This window comes from Mesohalobacter halotolerans (assembly GCF_006120725.1).
GTDB classification, from domain to species: Bacteria; Bacteroidota; Bacteroidia; order Flavobacteriales; family Flavobacteriaceae; genus Psychroflexus; species Psychroflexus halotolerans.
In genome coordinates this window covers 349,440-370,050 of record NZ_SWMU01000002.1, presented here as the reverse complement: position 1 = coordinate 370,050, position 20,611 = coordinate 349,440, and the positions used below count along the sequence as shown (strand labels likewise).

Here is a 20,611-nt window from a genome sequence, read left to right as displayed (position 1 = left end):
ATTTCATAAAAAATCCGCCGAATTTATCGGCGGATTTTTTATGTAGCGATTGTTTTCATCGCTGTGGTAAACCTCTATGTGTTCACATTTTACTTGACTTCTTCAAAATCAACATCTTCAACGTCATCTTTAGAGTCAGAGTCGTCACCACCAGCGTTTGCATCAGATTGTGCACCGCCAGAAGCATCAGCTCCACCTTGAGCTTGTTGAGCTTCAGCTTGGGCTTTGTACATCTCTTCAGAGACTTTTTTCCACTCTTCATTAAGCTTATCTAATGCTGGAGTGATTTTTTCAACATCACCAGTTTTATGCGCTTCCTTAAGTTCGTTTAGCGCATCTTCGATAGGTTTTTTCTTATCCTCTGGTAATTTGTCACCAAATTCTTTCATCTGGCTTTCTGTTTGGAAAATCATCGCATCTGCTTCATTAAGCTTATCGACCTTTTCTTTAGCTTTTTTATCTGCTTCGGCATTAGCTTCAGCTTCTTTCTTCATTTTTTCAATTTCCTCTTCTGTCAATCCAGATGATGCTTCAATTCTGATGTCTTGTTTCTTACCAGTAGCTTTGTCTTCTGCACTTACATTAATAATTCCATTGGCATCAATGTCAAAGGTTACTTCAATTTGCGGAGTGCCGCGTTTTGCAGGCGGAATGCCATCGAGATGGAAGCGACCTATTGTCTTGTTGTCTTTCGCCATAGGACGTTCACCCTGTAAAACGTGAATTTCTACACTTGGCTGATTGTCTTGAGCTGTAGAGAAGATCTGTGATTTTTTTGTCGGTATTGTAGTGTTAGCTTCAATTAATTTAGTATTGACACCACCCATAGTCTCAATACCTAGAGATAATGGCGTCACATCGAGAAGTAATACATCTTTAACATCACCCGTTAAAACACCACCTTGAATACCAGCTCCTATCGCAACAACTTCGTCCGGATTTACACCTTTGCTCGGTTTCTTACCAAAGAACTTTTCGACAGCTTCTTGTACTGCAGGAATACGCGTAGATCCACCAACAAGAATAATTTCGTTGATGTCATTTTTACTCAATCCAGCAGATTTTAAGGCTTTTTCACATGGAGCTATAGTTCGCTTAACCAAATCACCAATGAGTTGTTCAAATTTAGAACGCGACAAAGTTCTCACCAAGTGTTTTGGTCCACTAGATGTAGCCGTAACATAAGGTAAATTGATTTCTGTTGATGTTGAAGATGATAATTCAATTTTTGCTTTCTCAGCGGCTTCCTTTAAACGTTGAAGCGCCATAGCATCATCTCTAAGATCAATGTCTTCATCCTTTTTAAATTCTTCTGCCAACCAGTCAATCACAGTTTCATCGACATCATCACCACCAAGGTGCGTGTCGCCATCTGTAGAAAGAACTTCAAAAACACCATCACCTAACTCTAGGATAGAGACATCATGTGTACCACCACCAAAGTCAAAAACGACTATTTTTTGGTCAGTACTTTTTTTATCTAATCCATAAGCAAGAGATGCTGCTGTTGGTTCGTTGATAATTCGTCTTACTTTAAGACCAGCAATTTCGCCAGCTTCTTTAGTAGCTTGTCTTTGAGAGTCATTAAAGTACGCAGGTACAGTAATTACGGCCTCAGATACATCTTGACCTAAATATTCTTCGGCTGTTTTTTTCATTTTTTGAAGAATCATAGCCGACAATTCTTGAGGTGAATACAATCTACCATCGATATCTACACGTGCGGTATCGTTTTCACCTTTTTTTACTTTATAGGCGACTCGCTTGATTTCTTTAGAAGATTCAGAGAATTTATTTCCCATAAATCGTTTTATCGAAGCGATGGTTTTTTCTGGATTTGTTACCGCCTGACGTTTTGCAGGATCACCAACTTTAATTTCACCATCTTCTACAAATGCAATAACCGACGGTGTTGTGCGTTTTCCTTCAGAATTTGGGATTACCGTTGGCTCATTGCCTTCCATCACAGATACGCATGAGTTGGTAGTTCCTAAATCTATTCCAATTATTTTACTCATAATGTTTATTTTAAATTCTACTTTTATTCATCTAATTAGTTTTCAATCATTATGCCATCACAAGACTTATGACAGGTTGTCAGATGTTTAATATTTGTGTGGCAAACGTGCTATCCACTTCAAGTTTCAAGGCTTGATAAAATAAAACTAAGCGCTGACAAGAGCTTCCGTTGGTCGCTTCGTCAGCACAAGTTTTGTCATTTATCAAGCCTTGTAAGCTTTCCGTTACTATCACTGCCACAACCTAATAACCTCCAACTAAAAACCACCAACCACCAACTAGCAACTAATAACTAATTTGTTTAAACTCATATTAAATTAGTTATATAAACAATTGAAAACTTATGAATAATAAGATATATTGATATTTTTGTGCAAAATTAAAATTATCATCTATGACCGTTCAAGATATTACCAGTTCTCAACAAGCTATTGATTTAGAAAACGAGCACGGTGCGCATAATTATCATCCGTTGCCAGCCGTTTTAAAAGAAGGTAAAGGCGTGTTTGTTTGGGATGTTGAAGGCAAAAAGTATTATGACTTTTTATCAGCATATTCTGCGGTTAATCAAGGGCATTGCCACCCTAGAATTGTTAATGCCATGACCAATCAAGCCAATCGCATTACGCTTACTTCTAGAGCATTTCACAATAATGTATTAGGAGTATTTGAAAAGTATGCAACTGAGTATTTTAATCTTGACAAACTACTGCCGATGAATACGGGTGCTGAAGCTGTAGAAACAGCAATTAAAATTTGTCGTAAATGGGCTTACGAGAAAAAAGGCATAGAAGAAAAAGAGGCAAAAATTGTTGTATTTGAAAACAATTTCCACGGGAGAACTACAACGATTATTTCTTTTAGTAATGACGAGGGCGCAAGAAAAAATTTCGGTCCATATACACCCGGATTTATAAAGGTAAATTATAATGATTCCAAAGCTCTAAAAGATGTTTTAGAACAGGAAAAAAATATAGCTGGCGTTCTTATTGAGCCAATTCAAGGTGAAGCCGGTGTATTTACACCTAGTGATGAGTTTATTCCAGAAGTCAAAGCCCTTTGTAACAAACACGAAGTTTTGTTTATGGCAGACGAAATACAAACGGGTATTGCTAGAACCGGTGCGCTTCTTGCCGTTTGCGGAAAGTGTAATTGTCAAGGTCACTGTGAACGCCAAAAAACTTACTCAAAACCTGATGTTTTGATTTTAGGAAAGGCTTTATCAGGTGGCGCTTATCCTGTATCTGCCGTATTGGCTGATGACGAAGTTATGGGAGTTATCAAACCGGGTCAACACGGTTCGACATTTGGCGGCAATCCTGTTGCAGCAGCAGTGGGCATGGAGGCGCTAGAAGTGGTTAAAGACGAAAAGCTTGCCCAAAATGCAAGGCATCTTGGACAACTCTTTAGGGATAAACTCAATGAGTACATTCAAAATTCTAAAATTGTCAACCTCGTGAGAGGGCGTGGTTTACTCAATGCTATTGTTATTAATGATAGCGAAGACTCTTCTACAGCTTGGGATATTTGTGTAGCTTTAAAGGAAAATGGTCTTCTCGCTAAACCAACTCATGGCAACATTATTCGCTTTGCGCCACCTTTGGTGATTAATGAAGAACAGCTATTGGATTGTGTAAATATTATCACAGAGACTTTAAAAGGGTTTGAAAATAAATAATGAAATAACGGAAATCATTATATTTCAAGATTGAAACAGTTGTTTGATCATATTTAAAAATCAACAACAATCCCAATACTTGGTATAACTTGTCCATTCCCTTGTTCAATTTCAGTGAGACTTCGGGGTTCAATGATATTTCCTGACATATCTCTGACCAATCCATATTCTGGAGGTTGAGGGATGTCCTGAGTTAAAATATTTTGAGCTTCAATAAAGAGGTTAAATGACCAATTTGGAAAATTCCATTTTTTATCAATCCTCACATCTAATTGACTAAAGATTCCCAATTGTTCATCGCCTAAGCGATCATAATCTAAGACGACATCAGGGTAATTTTCTAGAGTTGCGTCAAGATCAGTTGGGACAAATGGTGAATTTCCGGTAAACCTAAATCTTGAACTTATCTCCCAATTTTTTGGCAGTTTATATCCGCCTACAAAAGAGATAAGATGTCTACTATTCCATACTGACGGAAGATAATTGCTTCTATTAAAACCCGTGAATTCGCTATAAAACCAGGTATATGAAAAAATACCAAAGAAATTATTCGTCAACTTTTGCTGAAATTGAAATTCAAGACCGTAGCTTCGTCCTTTTCCTACAGTTTCAATTTCTTCACTGCCTAAGACTTCAAATCCGCCACCCTTATTTGCCAAAGAAACGCCATCTAGTACAGACACAGGATAATCGTCATAAGCTTTATAAAACCCTTCTAATGAAAAACTTGCCGACGGATTGAGAAAGTATTCTACGCCTAATACGTAATGATCACTTTGTGTATAATTTATATCCTCATTAACCAATTGATTTTGATTATTTCTAAAACCAAGTATAGTGTAAGGCGGAAGTTTGTAATAGCGACCAATAGTGGCATTTAAACTCCAGTCTTGGGTAAAATTGTAAGAGATTGCAGCTCTAGGCGAAAAGGTTTTTAATAGATTTGAATTTTGTAAAAATGTATCATCATCCATTCTAAACCCTACAGATAAGTCGACTTTTCCTTCAAAAAATGTCCGTGTTAAATTACCAAATAAACCGTACTTCATAAAATCAATTACAGTACTAAAAAATTGATTATCTGTAACATTACTAGTGTTGTTGTCATATTTTGAATACTGCACATTAAAACCGGAAAACAACTTCCATTCCCCGAGAAATTTAGTCATTTCATACCTGAGCTTGGTTTCATTTTCTGTAGCATCATTATTAAAAATAATGTCTTGTTCATTTTCAGGGTCGGCGTAACGGGTAAACTCATTCATTAAAAAATTATTACTCAAAGTGGTTTGCATGAACCCTGATCCATCTTTAAACCTGTTTTTCCAGCTCACACCAATCGCGTTAGTGCGTTGATTGATAAAGGGTGCCTGCTCTAATGTCGCTTGTTGTTCTTCATCAAATTCGTCCGGCGGTTCAAGCGAAAAATCATCAATAGAACCTAGACCTAGCAAAGATATGCTGTTGTGCTTGTCAATATTGTGATTAATTTTAAATTGATAATCCCAATAATTTGGTCTAAAAGGCAAGCCGATTTGTGCAAATAAAAATTGTAAATAACTTCTTCTAACCGAGGCCAAAAAAGTAGTTTGAGATTGGTCTTTGTCACCCTTAAATAAAGGACCTTCCACTGTAAAGGCTGCTTCACTTGCACTGACTCTGAAGTTTTTCACAAAGTCTCTAGGGTTGCCATTACGCTGAGAAAATTGTAAAACTCCAGAAAGAGGATTGTCATATTGAGCTCCAAAGGCTGAGCTTGACAAAGTAACTTCACTTATAAATGAGACATTAACCATACCAACAGGTCCACCGGCACTTCCTTGTGTTGCAAAGTGATTAATATTTGGAACTTCCATGCCGTCAAGGTAATAGACCGTTTCGTTTGGCGCACCACCACGAATAATGAGATCGTTACGAAAACCTCCAATTGAGGGTGAAACCCCTGGTAAGGTTTGTGCAACTTGTACAACATCATTGTTACTACCCGGATAATTGGCTATTTCTACAGCTCCTAAAGAGCGCACAGATAATGGGGTTTCCCTTGGTCGGGTAATCACATTGGCGTCTGTTACAGTAACTGTATTAAGCTGTACCACATCTTCTTTTAAAGTAAAATTATAGGCTATGTTTCCTTTAGATTTAACAATAATATTGAATTTGGTTTGGGGTTCATATCCTGTATAGCTTGCTATAAGATTGTAAGACCCAGTAGGTGCATTTTCAATACGATATTGACCATCAAAATCTGTGGTTGTGCCCAGACTTGTCCCTTCTAAATAAACTGAAGCTCCAAATATTGGTGTACCGACTTCATCTGTCACTTTTCCAAATACTTCACCTTTGGTCTGACCATAAGACAATGGCATGAAAAACATTTGAATAATGACAAATACAATTGTATGTTTAAATTTGATATTCATTAAACTTACCACTTTACTGTTCTAATATATTTTTCAAAACTTTCCAGACATTGTAACTTACAATTTCATAGCCTTCTGCAGTGGGATGGATACCGTCAGACTGATTTAAGTCTGGATTACCAGCAACACCTTCAAGCAAAAAGGGAATCAGTGCTATATCATTCTTTTGAGCTAATTTAGGAAAGATGTTTCTAAATTGCGAAGTGTAATCTTGCCCCATATTTGGCGGTATTTGCATACCAGCCAATATAATTGAAGTATTGGGGTTTTTAGACTTTACGGTATCAATAATGTCTTGGAGATTTTGCCGTGTCTCAGTTAGTGGAATGCCTCTCAAGCCATCATTTGCGCCCAACTCTAATATAAAAATGTCAACATTTTGTTTTAAAACCCAGTTAATTCGATTTTTGCCACTTGCTGTGGTTTCTCCACTCAAGCCAGCATTGACAACCTTGTAATCATAACCTAAAGAATCAATTTTATTTTGAATCAAGGCTGGAAAAGCTTCAGTGGATTTTAAACCTAGACCAGCTGTTAAACTGTTTCCAAAGCAAAGTATAACTTTATCAGAACTTTTCTTTGAAGGCTTTTGATCTTCAATGGTGTATTTTTTTGTTGGTGGGTTATCCTTTGATTTTTTTGTCTTTTGTCCACAGGAGATCAAAAAAAGCATTACAATACACACAAAAGATCCTCTTAAGCTTCTCATAACAACGCGGTTTATCATCATTCAGTTTTTTATTTTGCTGCCTTAAATAAATGTATAAAAGCATGGCAAAGATATTAAACGTAAACCATTTGCAGAAGAGTTACTCTAGTGGTAATAAAACATTAAAAGTATTGCAAGATATTAGTTTTGGTGTAGAAGAAAACACCACCTTTTCTATTGTTGGTCCTTCAGGAAGTGGTAAAACAACCTTGCTGGGCTTATGCGCCGGTCTGGATAGTCCTGACTCCGGGTCTATTGAGCTTTGTGGATATATATTAAGCACCTTAGATGAAGATGAAAGGGCTTTGTTGCGAAATCAAAAAGTGGGCTTTGTGTTTCAAGACTTTCAACTGTTACCAACCTTAACTGCTTTAGAAAATGTCGCTGTACCACTTGAATTGCAAGGAGAGAGAAATGCATTAAATCTCAGTAAAGATTTATTAGAAAAAGTGGGCTTAACCAATCGCATAAATCATTATCCCTCACAATTATCCGGTGGTGAACAACAACGTGTAGCTCTTGCAAGGGCATTTTCTACCAAACCTAAAATATTATTTGCAGATGAACCTACTGGCAATTTGGATAGCGAGACTAGTGAAAATATTGAAAAATTACTCTTTGCACTTAACAAAGACTTTGGTACAACCTTGATTATTGTTACACACGATATTGAATTGGCCCAAAAAACAGACTATATCCTTGAACTCAAAGGTGGTAAAATGTTGACAACTCAAAACCCTATTGCTGATGCATAAACATTCTAAGCCAGGTTTAGGTTGGATATTTAAAATGGCGTGGCGGGACGGTAAAGCCTCAAGAAAAAAACTCAGCCTTTTTATGGCATCCATAGTTTTAGGAATTGCAGCTGTTGTATCTATACAGTCTTTTAGCGAAAATCTTAAAACGACTATTACGCAAGAATCTAAAGCTCTAATGGGAGCTGATTTTAAAATCGATTCTGATAACCCTCCAGATGAAAGGGTTCAACAAATCATGGATTCGCTTGGGGGTTTCCAAGCTCGTGAGGTCAGTTTTGCCTCAATGGCTGCATTTCCACAAAGTAAAGCCACTAAACTGATGCAGGTTAGAGGAATAGAAGGCGCTTTTCCTTTTTATGGTGAATTGGAAACCCTACCTGTTGATGCCTCTCAGACTTTTCAAACTCAAGCTGGGGCATTAGTTGACGCCACAACTATGCTACAGCTAGATATCAAGCTTGGGGATAGTATTAAAATTGGTCAAGTTACATTACCAGTTTTAGGCCAACTAAATAGTGCACCTGGCAGTACTGCTGTTTTTAGCTCTGTAGCGCCACCAGTTATCATCCCATATCGATTTATACCACAAACTGGATTAGTGCAAACAGGCAGTCAAATTGAATATGATTTTTACTTTAAGGCTCCAAAAGCAGATTTAAAGGCTTTAGACAAAAAAATAGATCCGATATTAGACAATGAAGACGCAGACCTGGACACTCATAAATCAACAAGCGAACGTTTGGGTGAACGTTACGACAACTTTGGAAAGTTTCTTAATCTAGTTGCATTTATTGCTGTATTGTTAGGTTGTGTAGGAATTGCCAGTTCAATATACATTTATATAAAAGAGAAACTAAAAGCAGTTGCAGTTTTAAAATGTTTAGGAGCAAATAAAAATCAAGCATTTTTAATATTTCTGATTCAAGTTGGATTTATGGGCTTGATTGGTGGTGTACTAGGGACTTTGCTCGGCGTGGTGTTTCAACAATTTTTCCCGTGGTTACTTGAGGGATTACTGCCCGTTGATGTAACAATCAATTATGCTATACCTATCATGCTTTTTGGAATAGCTTTAGGTGTTTTGATGTCAATATTATTTGCATTATATCCCTTAATTGGTACGTTATACATTTCACCTCTGCAAGCCTTACGTATTGTTAATGAGAAAACAACTAAGTCTATTAAAGCGAAAGTTTTAGTCTCCTTGGGTATTTTTGGATTTATTGTGTTTTTTACATTTTGGCTATTGAAGGAATGGGAATATGTCTTAGGTTTTGTAGGTGGCGTATTAATGACATTCAGTGTATTATATGGTTTAGCTTATCTGTTTATGCAGTCCATTAAGAGGTATTTCCCACAGCACTGGGGATTTGTCGCCAGACAGAGTTTGCTCAACTTGTTTAGACCTCAAAATCAAACCTTAACCCTTATTTTATCAATTGGTGTAGGGACGTTTCTTATCAGTACATTATATTTCACAAAAGATTTGCTATTAGATCAAGCCTCGCTCGAATCTGATGCTAATAATCCTAATTTAATTTTACTTGATGTACAAAGCGACCAAAGGGCAGATTTAAAAGAAACTTTATATGTTAACGATTTGCCTGTCATAAGAGATGTGCCAATTGTTACGATGCGTGTAGAACGTATTGATGGACAGCCGGTAGATAATATTCGTAAAGACTCAACTTCGCAAGTCAATCGGTGGATTTTAAATCATGAATTTAGAACAACTTATCGGGATCAACTCATTGATTCTGAAACTTTGCAAAGTGGAACCTGGACTTCAGAAATAGACGACAATACACTTGTACCGGTTTCTGTAAGCAACAACTTTGCTGAAGATGCTAGAGTAGAGGTAGGTGATCAACTTGTTTTTAATGTACAAGGTGTGTTGTTAGAAACAGTCGTAGGAAGTATAAGAACTGTAGATTGGTCTCAAATGGATTTAAATTTTTCTTTGGTATTTCCGAAAGGAGTTTTAGAGGAAGCGCCTCAATTTCGAGTAATAACTACAAAAGTGCCTGATGAAAAAACATCTGCCAAGCTACAGCAAGAATTGGTAAAACTATTTCCAAATGTGTCTATCATAGATTTGAGACAGGTCTTAAGTATTTTAGAAGATTTGCTTGGTAAGATGTCTTTGATCATCAATTTTATGGCATTTTTTAGTATTTTAACAGGAGTTATTGTTTTAATAGGCGCTATTAAAACTAGTAAATTTCAACGCATTCGAGAAAGTGTACTCCTTAGAACGCTTGGTGCAAAAAGCCAACAAATTTTAAAAATCAATGCTTTAGAATATCTTTATTTGGGAGTTTTAGGTGCGTTGTCTGGAGTGTTGCTCTCACTCCTCAGTAGTCAACTTTTGGCTATTTTTGTCTTTAAATCTGCTTTTGTTCCTTCCTTAATTCCTTTTTTGGTGTTATTTCCAGGAATTGTAATTTTAGTCTTATTTATTGGACTCAGCAATAGTTTAGGCGTTATCAAAAAACCGCCTTTGGTAATTTTGAGGAAAAAAGATAGATAAAACTTAAGTGATTTTTGATTACTAATTGTTACGGAAGTTGTAGATTTAAATTATTATAAAAACTAAATCCAAGGCTAAAAAAGCGAATACTCATGTCAGATAATAAAAAACTGTCAAAAGAGAAATTGTATCCTAAAATATGGCTTGCGGTTTTTGGTGGAATTATAATTATTGTCTCTGCTAAAATGAGCCATTACCGATTTTATAGTGAAATTGAAATTTACAATTATTTAATTCCCACAGGAGTTGGCCTTTTATTTTTATTACCGCTTTTTTTTTATTTTATAAAACCTAAGTAAATACGAGAATATTTTAAGGTTATTAATCCTCTTTATAACTTTTAATTTTAAAACCAAAAGTTAAAATATTATCTCGTCGTTTTTGATTGGCAATCACTATACTCTCAAAAGTATGGGTATAATTTATTTTGAAATTGAGGTACTTCCACAATGGTAACTCTAATCCCAAATCGGTTTGCCAACGATAATTGCCGCCATCTTCTAAAGACGGTTGATAATAAGATTCATGAGTCAAAATAATTTTCCCTTTAAATACTTTGTGCTTACCACTGAGCCAAAGTGTTGCCCGTTGGGTTTCAATAATGTCCTTGCCGTCGTATTCAGATAGAATAAAATCATTTTCGCTAAAGCGTGTTTTCTCATACTCAGTCGACAATGCTGCTTTGAGCCATTGATTTTCTTTTTCAACAATATTATAGGTTACACCGCCGCCAAGTAGATATCTAAAATCGATTTTCCTTCTAAAATTGGTGCTAAAAAAACCAGGACAAGGGGATAAAATTTTCGTTCTGGGTTGAAATACAAGAAATTAAGACTTAAAATATCCTCGTCGGCTTTTTCTTTTCCAAATTCTTGATAAATGTATGAACTTGTATTTTTATAAACCCATTTTTTAAATGGCTTGTAGGTTAAATCAGATTTTGCTCTAAAAATAAGCGTTTCGACATTGCCACCTTGATAAAAGCCTGTTAGTGACAAGTTGCCTTTAAAATCTAAAGTATCACTCTCACTAATTTGAGCGCAAAGTCCAAAAGGAATTAAGAATGAAAAAAGTAAAGCTTTTATCATAGTTGATAAAAAGTGATTATTAAATTTTAAGCCTATAAAATTATACAAATAATTCAAATTTAAAATGTAATAAAAAAAACACCTCTAAAATAATTTCAAAGTAAGTGTTTTGAGTTTTTTTAAGGCATACCATTTTTTTTTAATACCGTTTAATGTTTTTATAGCAAGGTAACAATTTAAAAAACAGGTGTTTCAATCGAGTTTACGAGCTCTTATACTAATAATTTATTTTATTTAATTCTTATATAACAAGTTTTTACAAAAACATCAAAAAGCCAATTTCCATGCGTAATAATAATTGCAAAATTTTCAATAGAGACATTAGCAAGTTTTATCGTATACAATACAAACCCTATCATACATGCGTGTTTTTGTGCAAAGACTGCCTTGGAAACGCTTAGGAAGGTGACCCATTTTACCGAAACGAGACGGACAAAAAATAATTTTAAATCACACAAATTTTGCCATTTTAAGTGTTACCTGTAAAAATTTGTTATTGTTTCTTTACAAGCTGTTAAATCTTAGCAATTTTATATTAAGATTCTTATGTTTGAAATTATTAATAAAAAAAAATAAAAATTATTATGAATTTAAATTATTTAAAACTCTTTATTTTAACATTATCTTTAAGTATAATTTCTTGTAGTGACGATGATGATGGTGCACCACCCACACCAGAAGGTCAAGATACCTTCGAAATTATTGCACAAAGCCCGGATCATGAAATTTTAGAACAGGCTTTGGTTGATACTGGTCTTGACCAAGTCCTAAACGAAGGAGTTTATACTATTTTTGCTCCAACTGACGATGCTTTTAGTAATGTAGACCTGAATGGTTTATCAAATGAAGAGTTGGCTAATGTTTTACTTTACCACGTTTTGGTGGGAGAGACTTTTGCCCAGTCGCCCGGAATAACTCAACAACCAATATTTAGCACAGGATACTACAAAGCTGCTGCGACAGAAAATATTACCGGAAATGATAATCCCCTAGATCTTTATGTGAATGTAGTTGATAATGTTGTCATTAATGGTAATTCTACAGTAACTGTAGCTGATCTGAATGCTAATAATGGTGTTGTTCATGTTGTTGATCAAGTTTTAACCTTACCTAACATAACGACTTTTGCGGTTGCTGATCCAACATTCGATAATTTAGAAGCTGCTTTGACTAGAAGTGATCAACCTGATTTTGTAGGAGTTTTAAGTACGCCAAACGGAACAGACCCCGCACCTTTTACAGTCTTTGCTCCAACTAATACTGCTTTTGGTAATCTTTTAGCGGAACTAGGTTTAAACGAATTAGCCGATGTTCCACAACAGACTTTAACCAATACTTTAAATTCTCATGTCATTGCCGGTGCAAATGTCAGAGCTGCAGATTTAACAAATGGTACAGTGCAATCGCTAGAGGCAGAGCTGACCATCGATGCAGATAACGCTACGATAACTGATCCTAACGGCCGAGTGAGTAATATTATAGTGACAGATGTTCAAACAGCAAATGGGGTTATCCATGCCATTGACAAAGTGATATTAGCACAACAATAAAATACAGACATATCAAATAATAAAAAGGTAGCGTGAATGCTACCTTTTTTGATTTTGGCCGTTAAAATTTTAATCTTGTGTTTTTGTTATAAAAAGCGGCACTTTCAAATCCCTATTAAATAACTCTTCAGTCACACTGCCCACTAATAGGCTAGAAAGTGTATTCGCTCCTTTGTCGGAGACAATTAAAAATGAAATACGATGCTTTTGTGCTTCTTGTCTTATTTTTGAAGCGGCATTGGCTTCTCGTCCCGCAATAAGGTTTTTGTTTATTTGATACGGGTATTTTAGTTTCTTTAAAAATTGATCAAATTTGTTTTGAACATGGGTCTCAAGTTTATGTTCAATTTTGGAATTATTGATATAGGGCGAAAAGTGAATAGGTAAGTTATAGACATGTACTGCTTTAGTCTTTACATTTAATTTTTCCTGAATTAACGCCGATACCTTAAAAGACTTTTTTGATGAGTTGGAAAAATCTGTACTTACCCAAACTTTCTTTATGTCAATCGCTTTAATTTTTGGTATGTATAACACATTACACTTGAGTAAACGCAAAAGCTTAAACCCGACAAGTCCTGTGCCTTTGTGGCCATTTTTATTACCCAAAACAACTGTTGTAACATGGTATTTGTTGGTTATGTAATTGATGAGGGATTCAGTGTAGGGGTCGTCTGAAATTAATACCTCCCAATTTGCCTTATTACCCATAATTTCTGAAACTTTGTCGGTAAGTTCACGACTAATACTATCTTCAAGGTCAATGTCTTTAATCTCTTGTTCTAAAAAATCTGAAATCTCATATTTTTTAATATTATGTACAAAATAAATGTTTTCGACATCAAAGTTTTCTGCTAAATAATTTGCATAACGTATTAAAGTATTGTCAATATCTGATAGGTCTAAAGCGATGAGTATATTTTTAAAAACATTCATAATTAATCTTGTTTTTGATTTTGTTGATTTCGTTTTTTAATAATATTTCTAACCACATTTTCATATTCTTTTTCTTCTTCTTTTTTCTCTCTTTGTTCTCGTTTTGTGATTTCTTCTTCAAGACCTTTGTACAATGAATAGCACATAATTAAAAGGATAAGTGCGAAGGGCAAACCTGTCGCGACAGATGCTGTCTGCAAGGCTCCAAGACCTCCGCCAATGAGTAATACTGCTGCAACAGCGCCTTCTGCAACAGCCCAAAATATCCGCTGACCTACAGGGGCATCAATTTTGCCGCCAGAAGTCAAGCTATCTATAACCAATGAACCTGAATCTGAAGAGGTAACAAAAAAACCAATAATCAAAATGACTCCAATTATACTCAGAACTGATGAAAATGGAAAGCTTTCAAAAAATACAAATAGGGCAGTAGCGACATCATCTCCAACAGCTTGGACCAGTATTTGATCTCCACCAATCACATCGTTTAGTGCTGAGCTCCCAAAAGCAGAAATCCAAAAAAATGTAACTAATGTAGGTACTATTAAGACACCGAGTATAAACTCTTTTATGGTTCGTCCTTTAGAGACACGAGCGATAAACATTCCAACAAATGGAGACCAGGCAATCCACCAACCCCAATAAAAAACGGTCCAACTGTTTTGCCATGATGTGCCTGCATAACTTTCATTCCATAGTGAAATTTCAAATAAACTACTGGCATAGTTACCAAGGTTCTCAAGATAACTTTCAAAAATAAATAGCGTCGAGCCTAAAATCACAACGAGCACTAATAAAACTACGGCAATACGCATATTCCATTCACTTAAAACCCTTACACCTTTATCTACTCCTAAGATTACAGATAATGTCGCAACTGCAGTAATTCCCCCGATAAGCATTACTTGGGTGGTAATACCGCCACTAATACCAAAGACATGGGATAAACCGGCAGCAACTTGTTGAACACCAAAACCTAATGAAGTTGCTAGACCAAATAAAGTCGCTAGAACTGCAAAAATATCTATGATGTCACCAACGATACCGTATATTTTATCTCCAAGGAATGGATAAAATACACTTCTTATAGTTAAAGGTAAACCTCTAGAATAGGTAAAATAAGCTAATGACAAACCGACTAAAGCATAAATGCCCCAGGCGTGCAAACCCCAGTGCAAAAATGTAAAGTTCATGGCTTCTTTTGCAGCAGCAATAGTTTGACCATCTGCTGATGGTGGAGCATTAAAATGTGTAATGGGTTCTGCAATACTCCAAAATAACAAACCAATACCCATACCCGCACTAAAGAGCATTGCAAACCATGACAAGGTTTTGAACTCTGGTTCAGCATCCTTGCCTCCAAGTCTTAATTTGCCAAATTTACTGAAGGCAATGAACAAAACAAAGAATAAAAATACATTGACACATAGCACAAAAAACCATCCACCATAATCTGAAACCGTAGATTGGATTGTTTCAAAATACGCTTCTGCACTTTCTTTAAAAATGAGTGTGAGTGCTATTCCAATGACAATTAAAATTGAGGAGGTAAAAAAAACAGGTCCATTGACCTCAAGACCAAAAATTGATTTTTTTTTGTCACTTCTAATTATTTTTTTGGACATGATTAAAATTTAAAGGTTCAAGATATAAAAAACCTACCAATAGAAAAAAATTGAAACTCTACTGATAGGTTTTTTTATTTGTATTTAAACCCAGGTTATTCAAATAGCCATGGTGTAGCATTTTGACTATTGCTACCACCTAAAGCATCAACAGCAGCTTGATAGTTTTCGGCATTTAAGCTCTGTTCGTCACCTGGATATAAAAATCTTACCGGCATGTTACCATCATTTTGATTGGCACATGGCACATTTAAGAACGGCAAAGCACTTACATCAAATCCGCTATTTCCATTAGCTTCAAATACCATTCTTCTGATATCAAAATAAGGCTCCATACCATGGAAGAAGAGAGCTATCCATTTTTGTTCCCAAATTTTATTTAAAGTATTATCATAAGCTACACCTGAATTATCATAAAAGTCACTAAAAGAAGACCATCCAAAGGTGTCTAAATTGACATCGTAGTAATTCATACTAGCTTCAATGGCATTTCTGTAGTGGTTTTCAGCATTACCATTCAAAATCCCTTTTTGTATAGCTTCAGCTATAATGAGTTCCTGTTCAGTATATGTAGATATAATACCATTAGCTCTAACACTACCGACAGGATGTCCAGGATAGTCATAGTATCTTGCGCCTAATCGTGAACCGCCTTTATCGCATCCACCTGTTTCACTTCCATTTTCTGCACCGCTATAAGTTGCTGCAGGGCTGTCAAAAGTTTCTAAATCTGTGACATTATCTGGCCTAGCGTATGCGCCTAATCTCGGATCATTATATTCCTGAAATTTTTCTACTGAAGATTCAGACATAACAACAGCATCAAAATCACCTTGTTTTAAAGGAAATAATGGAAAATCGTTTGGGAATGAACTTAAATAATTTAAAGTTGCATTGTCAGCATTTCCAGAGAATAACATGCCATTGTTAACAACAGCTTGCATTTCTGAAGAAACATCTCTCTTGTTGCTTAAATGAAGTAAAATTCTCAACTTTAAGACGTTAGCGAGTTTTACCCATTGAGATGTATTCCCATCATAAATTAAATCGCCTTCGACATCCAAATTGGTCTGTCCAAATAAATTAATGGCTTCATCCAAACGTGCTATTAAACCGTTTGCACCATCTAATATATCTTGCTGACTGTCATAAACAGGCGTAAAATTGTCACTGTTTAATCCTGATATAGCCTCAGAATATGGTATATCTCCATAGGCCATTGTCAAGGTATAAAATATCCACGATTGCATGACAATGCTAGCAGCCTGGTTAGCTACTTGCTCATTTTCTACAGCAATATTTTCTGCATCAACAAGGTCGGTTAAGGCTATATATTGCTGAAGCCACAATGTAGAAAAAGCATTCCAATTGTATTCATCAACTTCAGATCTTAATGTTTTAGCACTGATCTGTGCTATGTTGTTAGATAACAAGAAGGACTCTGTTACCATGGAATTCATACTACTTCTCGTTGCATTAGTTATCAATACATCAGAAGAGACTTCTTCAGGCTGGTTGGGATTAGTATTGACATTTTCAAAATTATCGTCACAACTCAAGGTTGTAATTAAGATAATTGCAAATATTGTTTTTATATTAAATTTCATAAATATCTTTTTTAAAGTTTGACGTTTAAGGATAAACCATAAGTACTAGTAGATGGTAGAGGGTTACTACCAAAACCATTGACAAATATACCGTTTCTAATGGAGTATGTTTCAGGGTCAATTGTCGGAACATCAGTAATGAGTAATAAATTTCTTCCAACTAAAGACACCTGAACACTATCTAAGCCATACTCTTCACAGAATTCTCCGGGGACATTATAAGATAGCATAACTTGTCTCAATTTTATCCAGTCTGCATCATAAGTTGCTGCCTCAATATTATCTCTATTAAATTGGTTACCATAATAGGCGTAGAAATAATCCCTAGGTGCAACTGGTGTTTCATTTGGTGTTCCATCCACATCAACTCCTGGTCCAATAACGCCTTGCCCGGTACCAGGTCTTAAAGAATACACGGGTTCACCAGCTGTGTTATAAGATATGTTATACTCAGCTCTACCTTGAAGGGTTGTTAAATCTAAATTAGGATCATCTGCATTGGTAATTGTACCAGCGGTATTAAACAAAGCATGACCGCGAGAATAAATTTTACCACCAACTTGACTGTCAAATAAGAAACCAAAACTGAAATTTTTATATCTAAATGTATTTTGCCAACCTATCCTGGCATCAGGTTGATAAGAACCCGCAAGAACTTTTTCATCAGTTAGTTGAGGAATTCCATTTTCGTGTATAATTTGACCTTCTTCATTACGTTGAAAACCAAGACCTCTTAACTGTCCTAATTTCATGCCCTCTACAGCAACTAGCTCTAAGTTTCTAGAACCTTCGTCACCTGGGAATACATCAGAAACAATTGGATAACTGTCTTGAACGCCATCTGGTAAAGACTCAACAATAGCTTCGTTAGCACCAACATTTATTACTGAATTCCAGGAAAAGTCCTTTGTTTCTATTGGTGTAATATCAAGTTGTAATTCTATACCTTCACTTCGTATTTCACCTGCATTTACCAATTGCGTTTGTTTACCACTACTTGTTGCTCTAGGTAAAAATATAATTTGGTCGCTACTCAACATATTGTAGTAAGTAAAATCAAACTTTAATTTGTTTTCAAAAAACCTCATGTCTGTACCGACTTCAAAAGAGGTTGTACGTTCTGGTTTTAAGTCCGGATTTGCAGCAAAAGAATTGTTTGAAAATGCTGGATTGTCTCCAAATAGAGGTTGTGGGTTATAAGTTCTTGATAGTAAGTAAGGATTAGTATCAGAACCGACTTGTGCCCATGCTGCTCTTAATTTAAAAAAGTCTAAAACCGACTCACTTAAATCTAATTGTTCTGAAAGTATTGTACTTAAAGAAAATGAAGGATAAAAGTAAGAGTTGTTATCTTGTGGTAAAGTACTTGACCAGTCGTTTCGAGCCGTGGCATCAAAATAAATCCAGTCGTCCCAACTTAAACTTGCAAAACCAAAGATACTATTGACATTTTTTTCAGCTCTTGGGTTTTCAACTTGTACTTCAGCTCTATTGTTGGTTAAAGTATACAATGAAGGAAGTAGCAACTGATTGTTTGCAGCACTTAATATGTTACTTTTTTGCTTCATCATATTACCACCTAGCTTTAAATCATAATTGAATTTTTTGTCTCTGTCTATATCAGAGTAGGAAATGATCAGTTCCGTGTTAATTTCGCTAAATGTAATTTCATCCTCTCTGTAGCTTCCAAATTGTCCTGGAATAGCTTTTGTAGAGGTAGCTCTTCTAAACTGTCTTTGTTCATCTTTTAAATCGACACCATACCGAGCTCTAACACTCAACTTATCATTGTAATCATATTTTAATGTTGCATTACCAATAATTCTATTTTCTTGATGCGTATTGGTATTTTCGTTAGCTAATAACCAAGGATTATTGACCCAGAGTTCTTCGACATAGCGTTGTTGCTCACCAACTTGGCCTTCACGCCATATGGGTTTGAGCTCATCAATACCAACTTGTCTGGGATACCAAAGCCATCCATACATGATAGAATTACTTTCATCGTAACCTCCATTTGGGATATTGTCTGATGAAGTTCTGATATTAAAGAGGTTAACTCTAGCTTGAACTTTATCATCAAAGAGTTCTTTACCTACACTCGTAAAAAGTGTGTTTCTAGTAATTCCAGAATTTGGGACAATATCATTATCATCTAAATATGTATAAGATAGTCTAAAATCTCCATCTTCAGAATTATTACTGACCGAAATATTATTTGAAAGCATTACTCCGGTATTGAAGAAATCATTAAAATTATCTTCAGCAGGCGTAAATGGAACAGGTTCACCGTTTGAATTGAATTGTTTAATTAATTGACCATCCATTCTTGGACCCCAATTTTCACCAAAACCATCATAGTACTTAACGCCATTTAAACTGGTATAAATATCACCAGAGCGGTAGCTATAAAAACCATAACCACCAAAACCGTATGTATCTTGAAAATCTGGTTGTCTTAAAATGTCTTTAGCTACAGTTTGAAGATTCCATTCTAAATTCCAACCTTCTTCTTTATCAGACCCTCTTTTTGTTGTAATTAATATCACACCATTAGCGGCTCTTGATCCGTATAAAGCCGCAGCAGCTGGACCTTTCAAAACAGAAATACTTTGGATGTCATCTGGATTGACCACCTGTGAAGAATTACCAAAGTCTATCGTCGTTGATCCATTTAATCCATCACCTGGTGAAAATAAACCATTGGTAATGGGAATACCATTTACAACATAAAGCGCTTGACTATTTCCTGTCAATGAAGTCTGACCTCTTATAGTCACATTTGAAGATCCCGTAGGACCATTACCAGAAGAATTAACAAATACCCCGGCAACTTTACCTTGTAGTTTATTGGAGATGTTGGTGACCTTAACATCACTAACTTCTTTTGAATCTAAGCTTTGTACAGCGTAACCAAGCGATTTTTCGTCACGTTTTATATCTAAAGCGGTAACAATAACTTCATCTAATTGATTACCCGGTTGAAGTTGAATAGAAAACTCATCTTTACCTACAATAGATATTGTCTTTTTTTGGTAACCTAAATAAGAGATAACGATTTTTTTATCAGTAGCTATTACTTCTAAGGTGAAGTTACCATCAAAATCGGTTGTAGTTCCTCGAGGTGGGTTGGTATTTTTAATAATAACATTTGCACCGAGAAGAGGAACGTTTTGTTCATCGACAACATTACCGCTTATTGTCCTTTTTTCTTGAGAGAAAAGAGAAACAGAAAACAATAAAAATAAAATAAACGTGATTCGAGTCAAGTCTAATTGTTTCATAAATTGATTGTTTTTTTATTAACGCACACGAATGTATAAATTTTATGTGTTAAGCCTTAATCATTTCATGCTGCTCATTTCGCTTACATTAAAATAAAGAAGTTTTTTTGAACACCTGTTAAATAAGCCCCTAGTAATCTGTGGTTTACAAAACAGTTGCGTCCAATACGATAGTAATAAACTATGACTGATAGATAAATCATATCAATTTATGTTAATTATTTTAACATATTCGATATTATTTTAACAGATGTTGAATGAAATAAAAAACTGCATGCACAAGTTTTATTTGGAAATTTTTTACTATGCCTGTAAAAAGAAATCGTAAGGACTTTTAAGTTATGAAAGTTACAATTTTTCTATTGAAGGGTTAAATACATAAATATAACATGACTTATTTTATTTAG

The 20,611-nt window shown here is 35.3% G+C and carries 15 protein-coding genes; 5 read left to right on the top strand and 10 right to left on the bottom strand.

Annotated features, from left to right (window positions below):
- Positions 1 to 89 precede the first annotated feature (89 nt).
- A complete protein-coding gene (dnaK, locus tag FCN74_RS06210; RefSeq protein ID WP_138931724.1) occupies positions 90 to 2,018 on the bottom strand; it encodes a molecular chaperone DnaK in 1,929 nt (642 codons plus the stop codon).
- 79 nt (positions 2,019 to 2,097) lie between these two features.
- Entirely contained in the window at positions 2,098 to 2,259 is a 162-nt protein-coding gene (locus tag FCN74_RS12055) for a hypothetical protein (RefSeq protein ID WP_171047127.1), read from the bottom strand.
- A 154-nt stretch (positions 2,260 to 2,413) separates the two neighbouring features.
- Here FCN74_RS12055 and rocD point away from each other — a divergent pair, with 154 nt between their 5' ends.
- Positions 2,414 to 3,697, top strand: a complete 1,284-nt coding sequence (rocD, locus tag FCN74_RS06205) for an ornithine--oxo-acid transaminase (RefSeq protein ID WP_138931723.1) — start codon at positions 2,414 to 2,416, stop codon at positions 3,695 to 3,697.
- Between the two features lie 53 nt (positions 3,698 to 3,750).
- Here rocD and FCN74_RS06200 read toward each other — a convergent pair whose 3' ends face one another.
- On the bottom strand, positions 3,751 to 6,117 hold the full coding sequence (locus tag FCN74_RS06200; RefSeq protein WP_212751760.1) for a TonB-dependent receptor: 2,367 nt from the start codon (positions 6,115 to 6,117) through the stop codon (positions 3,751 to 3,753).
- Positions 6,118 to 6,130: 13 nt separating this feature from the next.
- Entirely contained in the window at positions 6,131 to 6,826 is a 696-nt protein-coding gene (locus FCN74_RS06195) for an arylesterase (protein WP_138931722.1), read from the bottom strand.
- Between the two features lie 62 nt (positions 6,827 to 6,888).
- Between FCN74_RS06195 and FCN74_RS06190 the strand changes: the two genes are divergently transcribed.
- From FCN74_RS06190 to FCN74_RS06180, 3 genes are all read left to right on the top strand, one after another.
- Entirely contained in the window at positions 6,889 to 7,581 is a 693-nt protein-coding gene (locus FCN74_RS06190) for an ABC transporter ATP-binding protein (RefSeq protein ID WP_138931721.1), read from the top strand.
- Positions 7,574 to 10,114: an ABC transporter permease gene (locus FCN74_RS06185; protein ID WP_138931720.1), complete on the top strand. Its 2,541-nt coding sequence runs from the start codon at positions 7,574 to 7,576 to the stop codon at positions 10,112 to 10,114. Before FCN74_RS06190 ends, FCN74_RS06185 begins: the two co-directional genes overlap by 8 nt.
- A gap of 92 nt (positions 10,115 to 10,206) precedes the next feature.
- Positions 10,207 to 10,413, top strand: coding sequence for a hypothetical protein (locus FCN74_RS06180; protein WP_138931719.1), 207 nt, complete (start codon positions 10,207 to 10,209; stop codon positions 10,411 to 10,413).
- 22 nt (positions 10,414 to 10,435) lie between these two features.
- On the opposite strand, the gene FCN74_RS12205 is transcribed toward FCN74_RS06180, so the two are convergent.
- Positions 10,436 to 10,825 carry a DUF481 domain-containing protein gene (locus tag FCN74_RS12205; protein WP_246062586.1) on the bottom strand — a complete coding sequence of 130 codons (390 nt, stop codon included), beginning with the start codon at positions 10,823 to 10,825 and terminating at the stop codon, positions 10,436 to 10,438.
- An 8-nt stretch (positions 10,826 to 10,833) separates the two neighbouring features.
- Positions 10,834 to 11,202: a hypothetical protein gene (locus tag FCN74_RS12200; protein ID WP_246062573.1), complete on the bottom strand. Its 369-nt coding sequence runs from the start codon at positions 11,200 to 11,202 to the stop codon at positions 10,834 to 10,836.
- A 584-nt stretch (positions 11,203 to 11,786) separates the two neighbouring features.
- Between FCN74_RS12200 and FCN74_RS06170 the strand changes: the two genes are divergently transcribed.
- Complete coding sequence (locus FCN74_RS06170; RefSeq protein ID WP_138931718.1) at positions 11,787 to 12,752, top strand: fasciclin domain-containing protein; 966 nt, start codon at positions 11,787 to 11,789, stop codon at positions 12,750 to 12,752.
- Between the two features lie 69 nt (positions 12,753 to 12,821).
- Here FCN74_RS06170 and FCN74_RS06165 read toward each other — a convergent pair whose 3' ends face one another.
- From FCN74_RS06165 to FCN74_RS06150, 4 genes are all read right to left on the bottom strand, one after another.
- On the bottom strand, positions 12,822 to 13,688 hold the full coding sequence (locus tag FCN74_RS06165; protein ID WP_138931717.1) for a universal stress protein: 867 nt from the start codon (positions 13,686 to 13,688) through the stop codon (positions 12,822 to 12,824).
- Between the two features lie 2 nt (positions 13,689 to 13,690).
- Positions 13,691 to 15,313, bottom strand: a complete 1,623-nt coding sequence (locus tag FCN74_RS06160) for a BCCT family transporter (RefSeq protein WP_138931716.1) — start codon at positions 15,311 to 15,313, stop codon at positions 13,691 to 13,693.
- Positions 15,314 to 15,408: 95 nt separating this feature from the next.
- On the bottom strand, positions 15,409 to 16,920 hold the full coding sequence (locus tag FCN74_RS06155; protein WP_138931715.1) for a SusD/RagB family nutrient-binding outer membrane lipoprotein: 1,512 nt from the start codon (positions 16,918 to 16,920) through the stop codon (positions 15,409 to 15,411).
- 11 nt (positions 16,921 to 16,931) lie between these two features.
- Entirely contained in the window at positions 16,932 to 20,204 is a 3,273-nt protein-coding gene (locus FCN74_RS06150; protein ID WP_138931714.1) for a SusC/RagA family TonB-linked outer membrane protein, read from the bottom strand.
- Between the last annotated feature and the right edge of the window lie 407 nt (positions 20,205 to 20,611).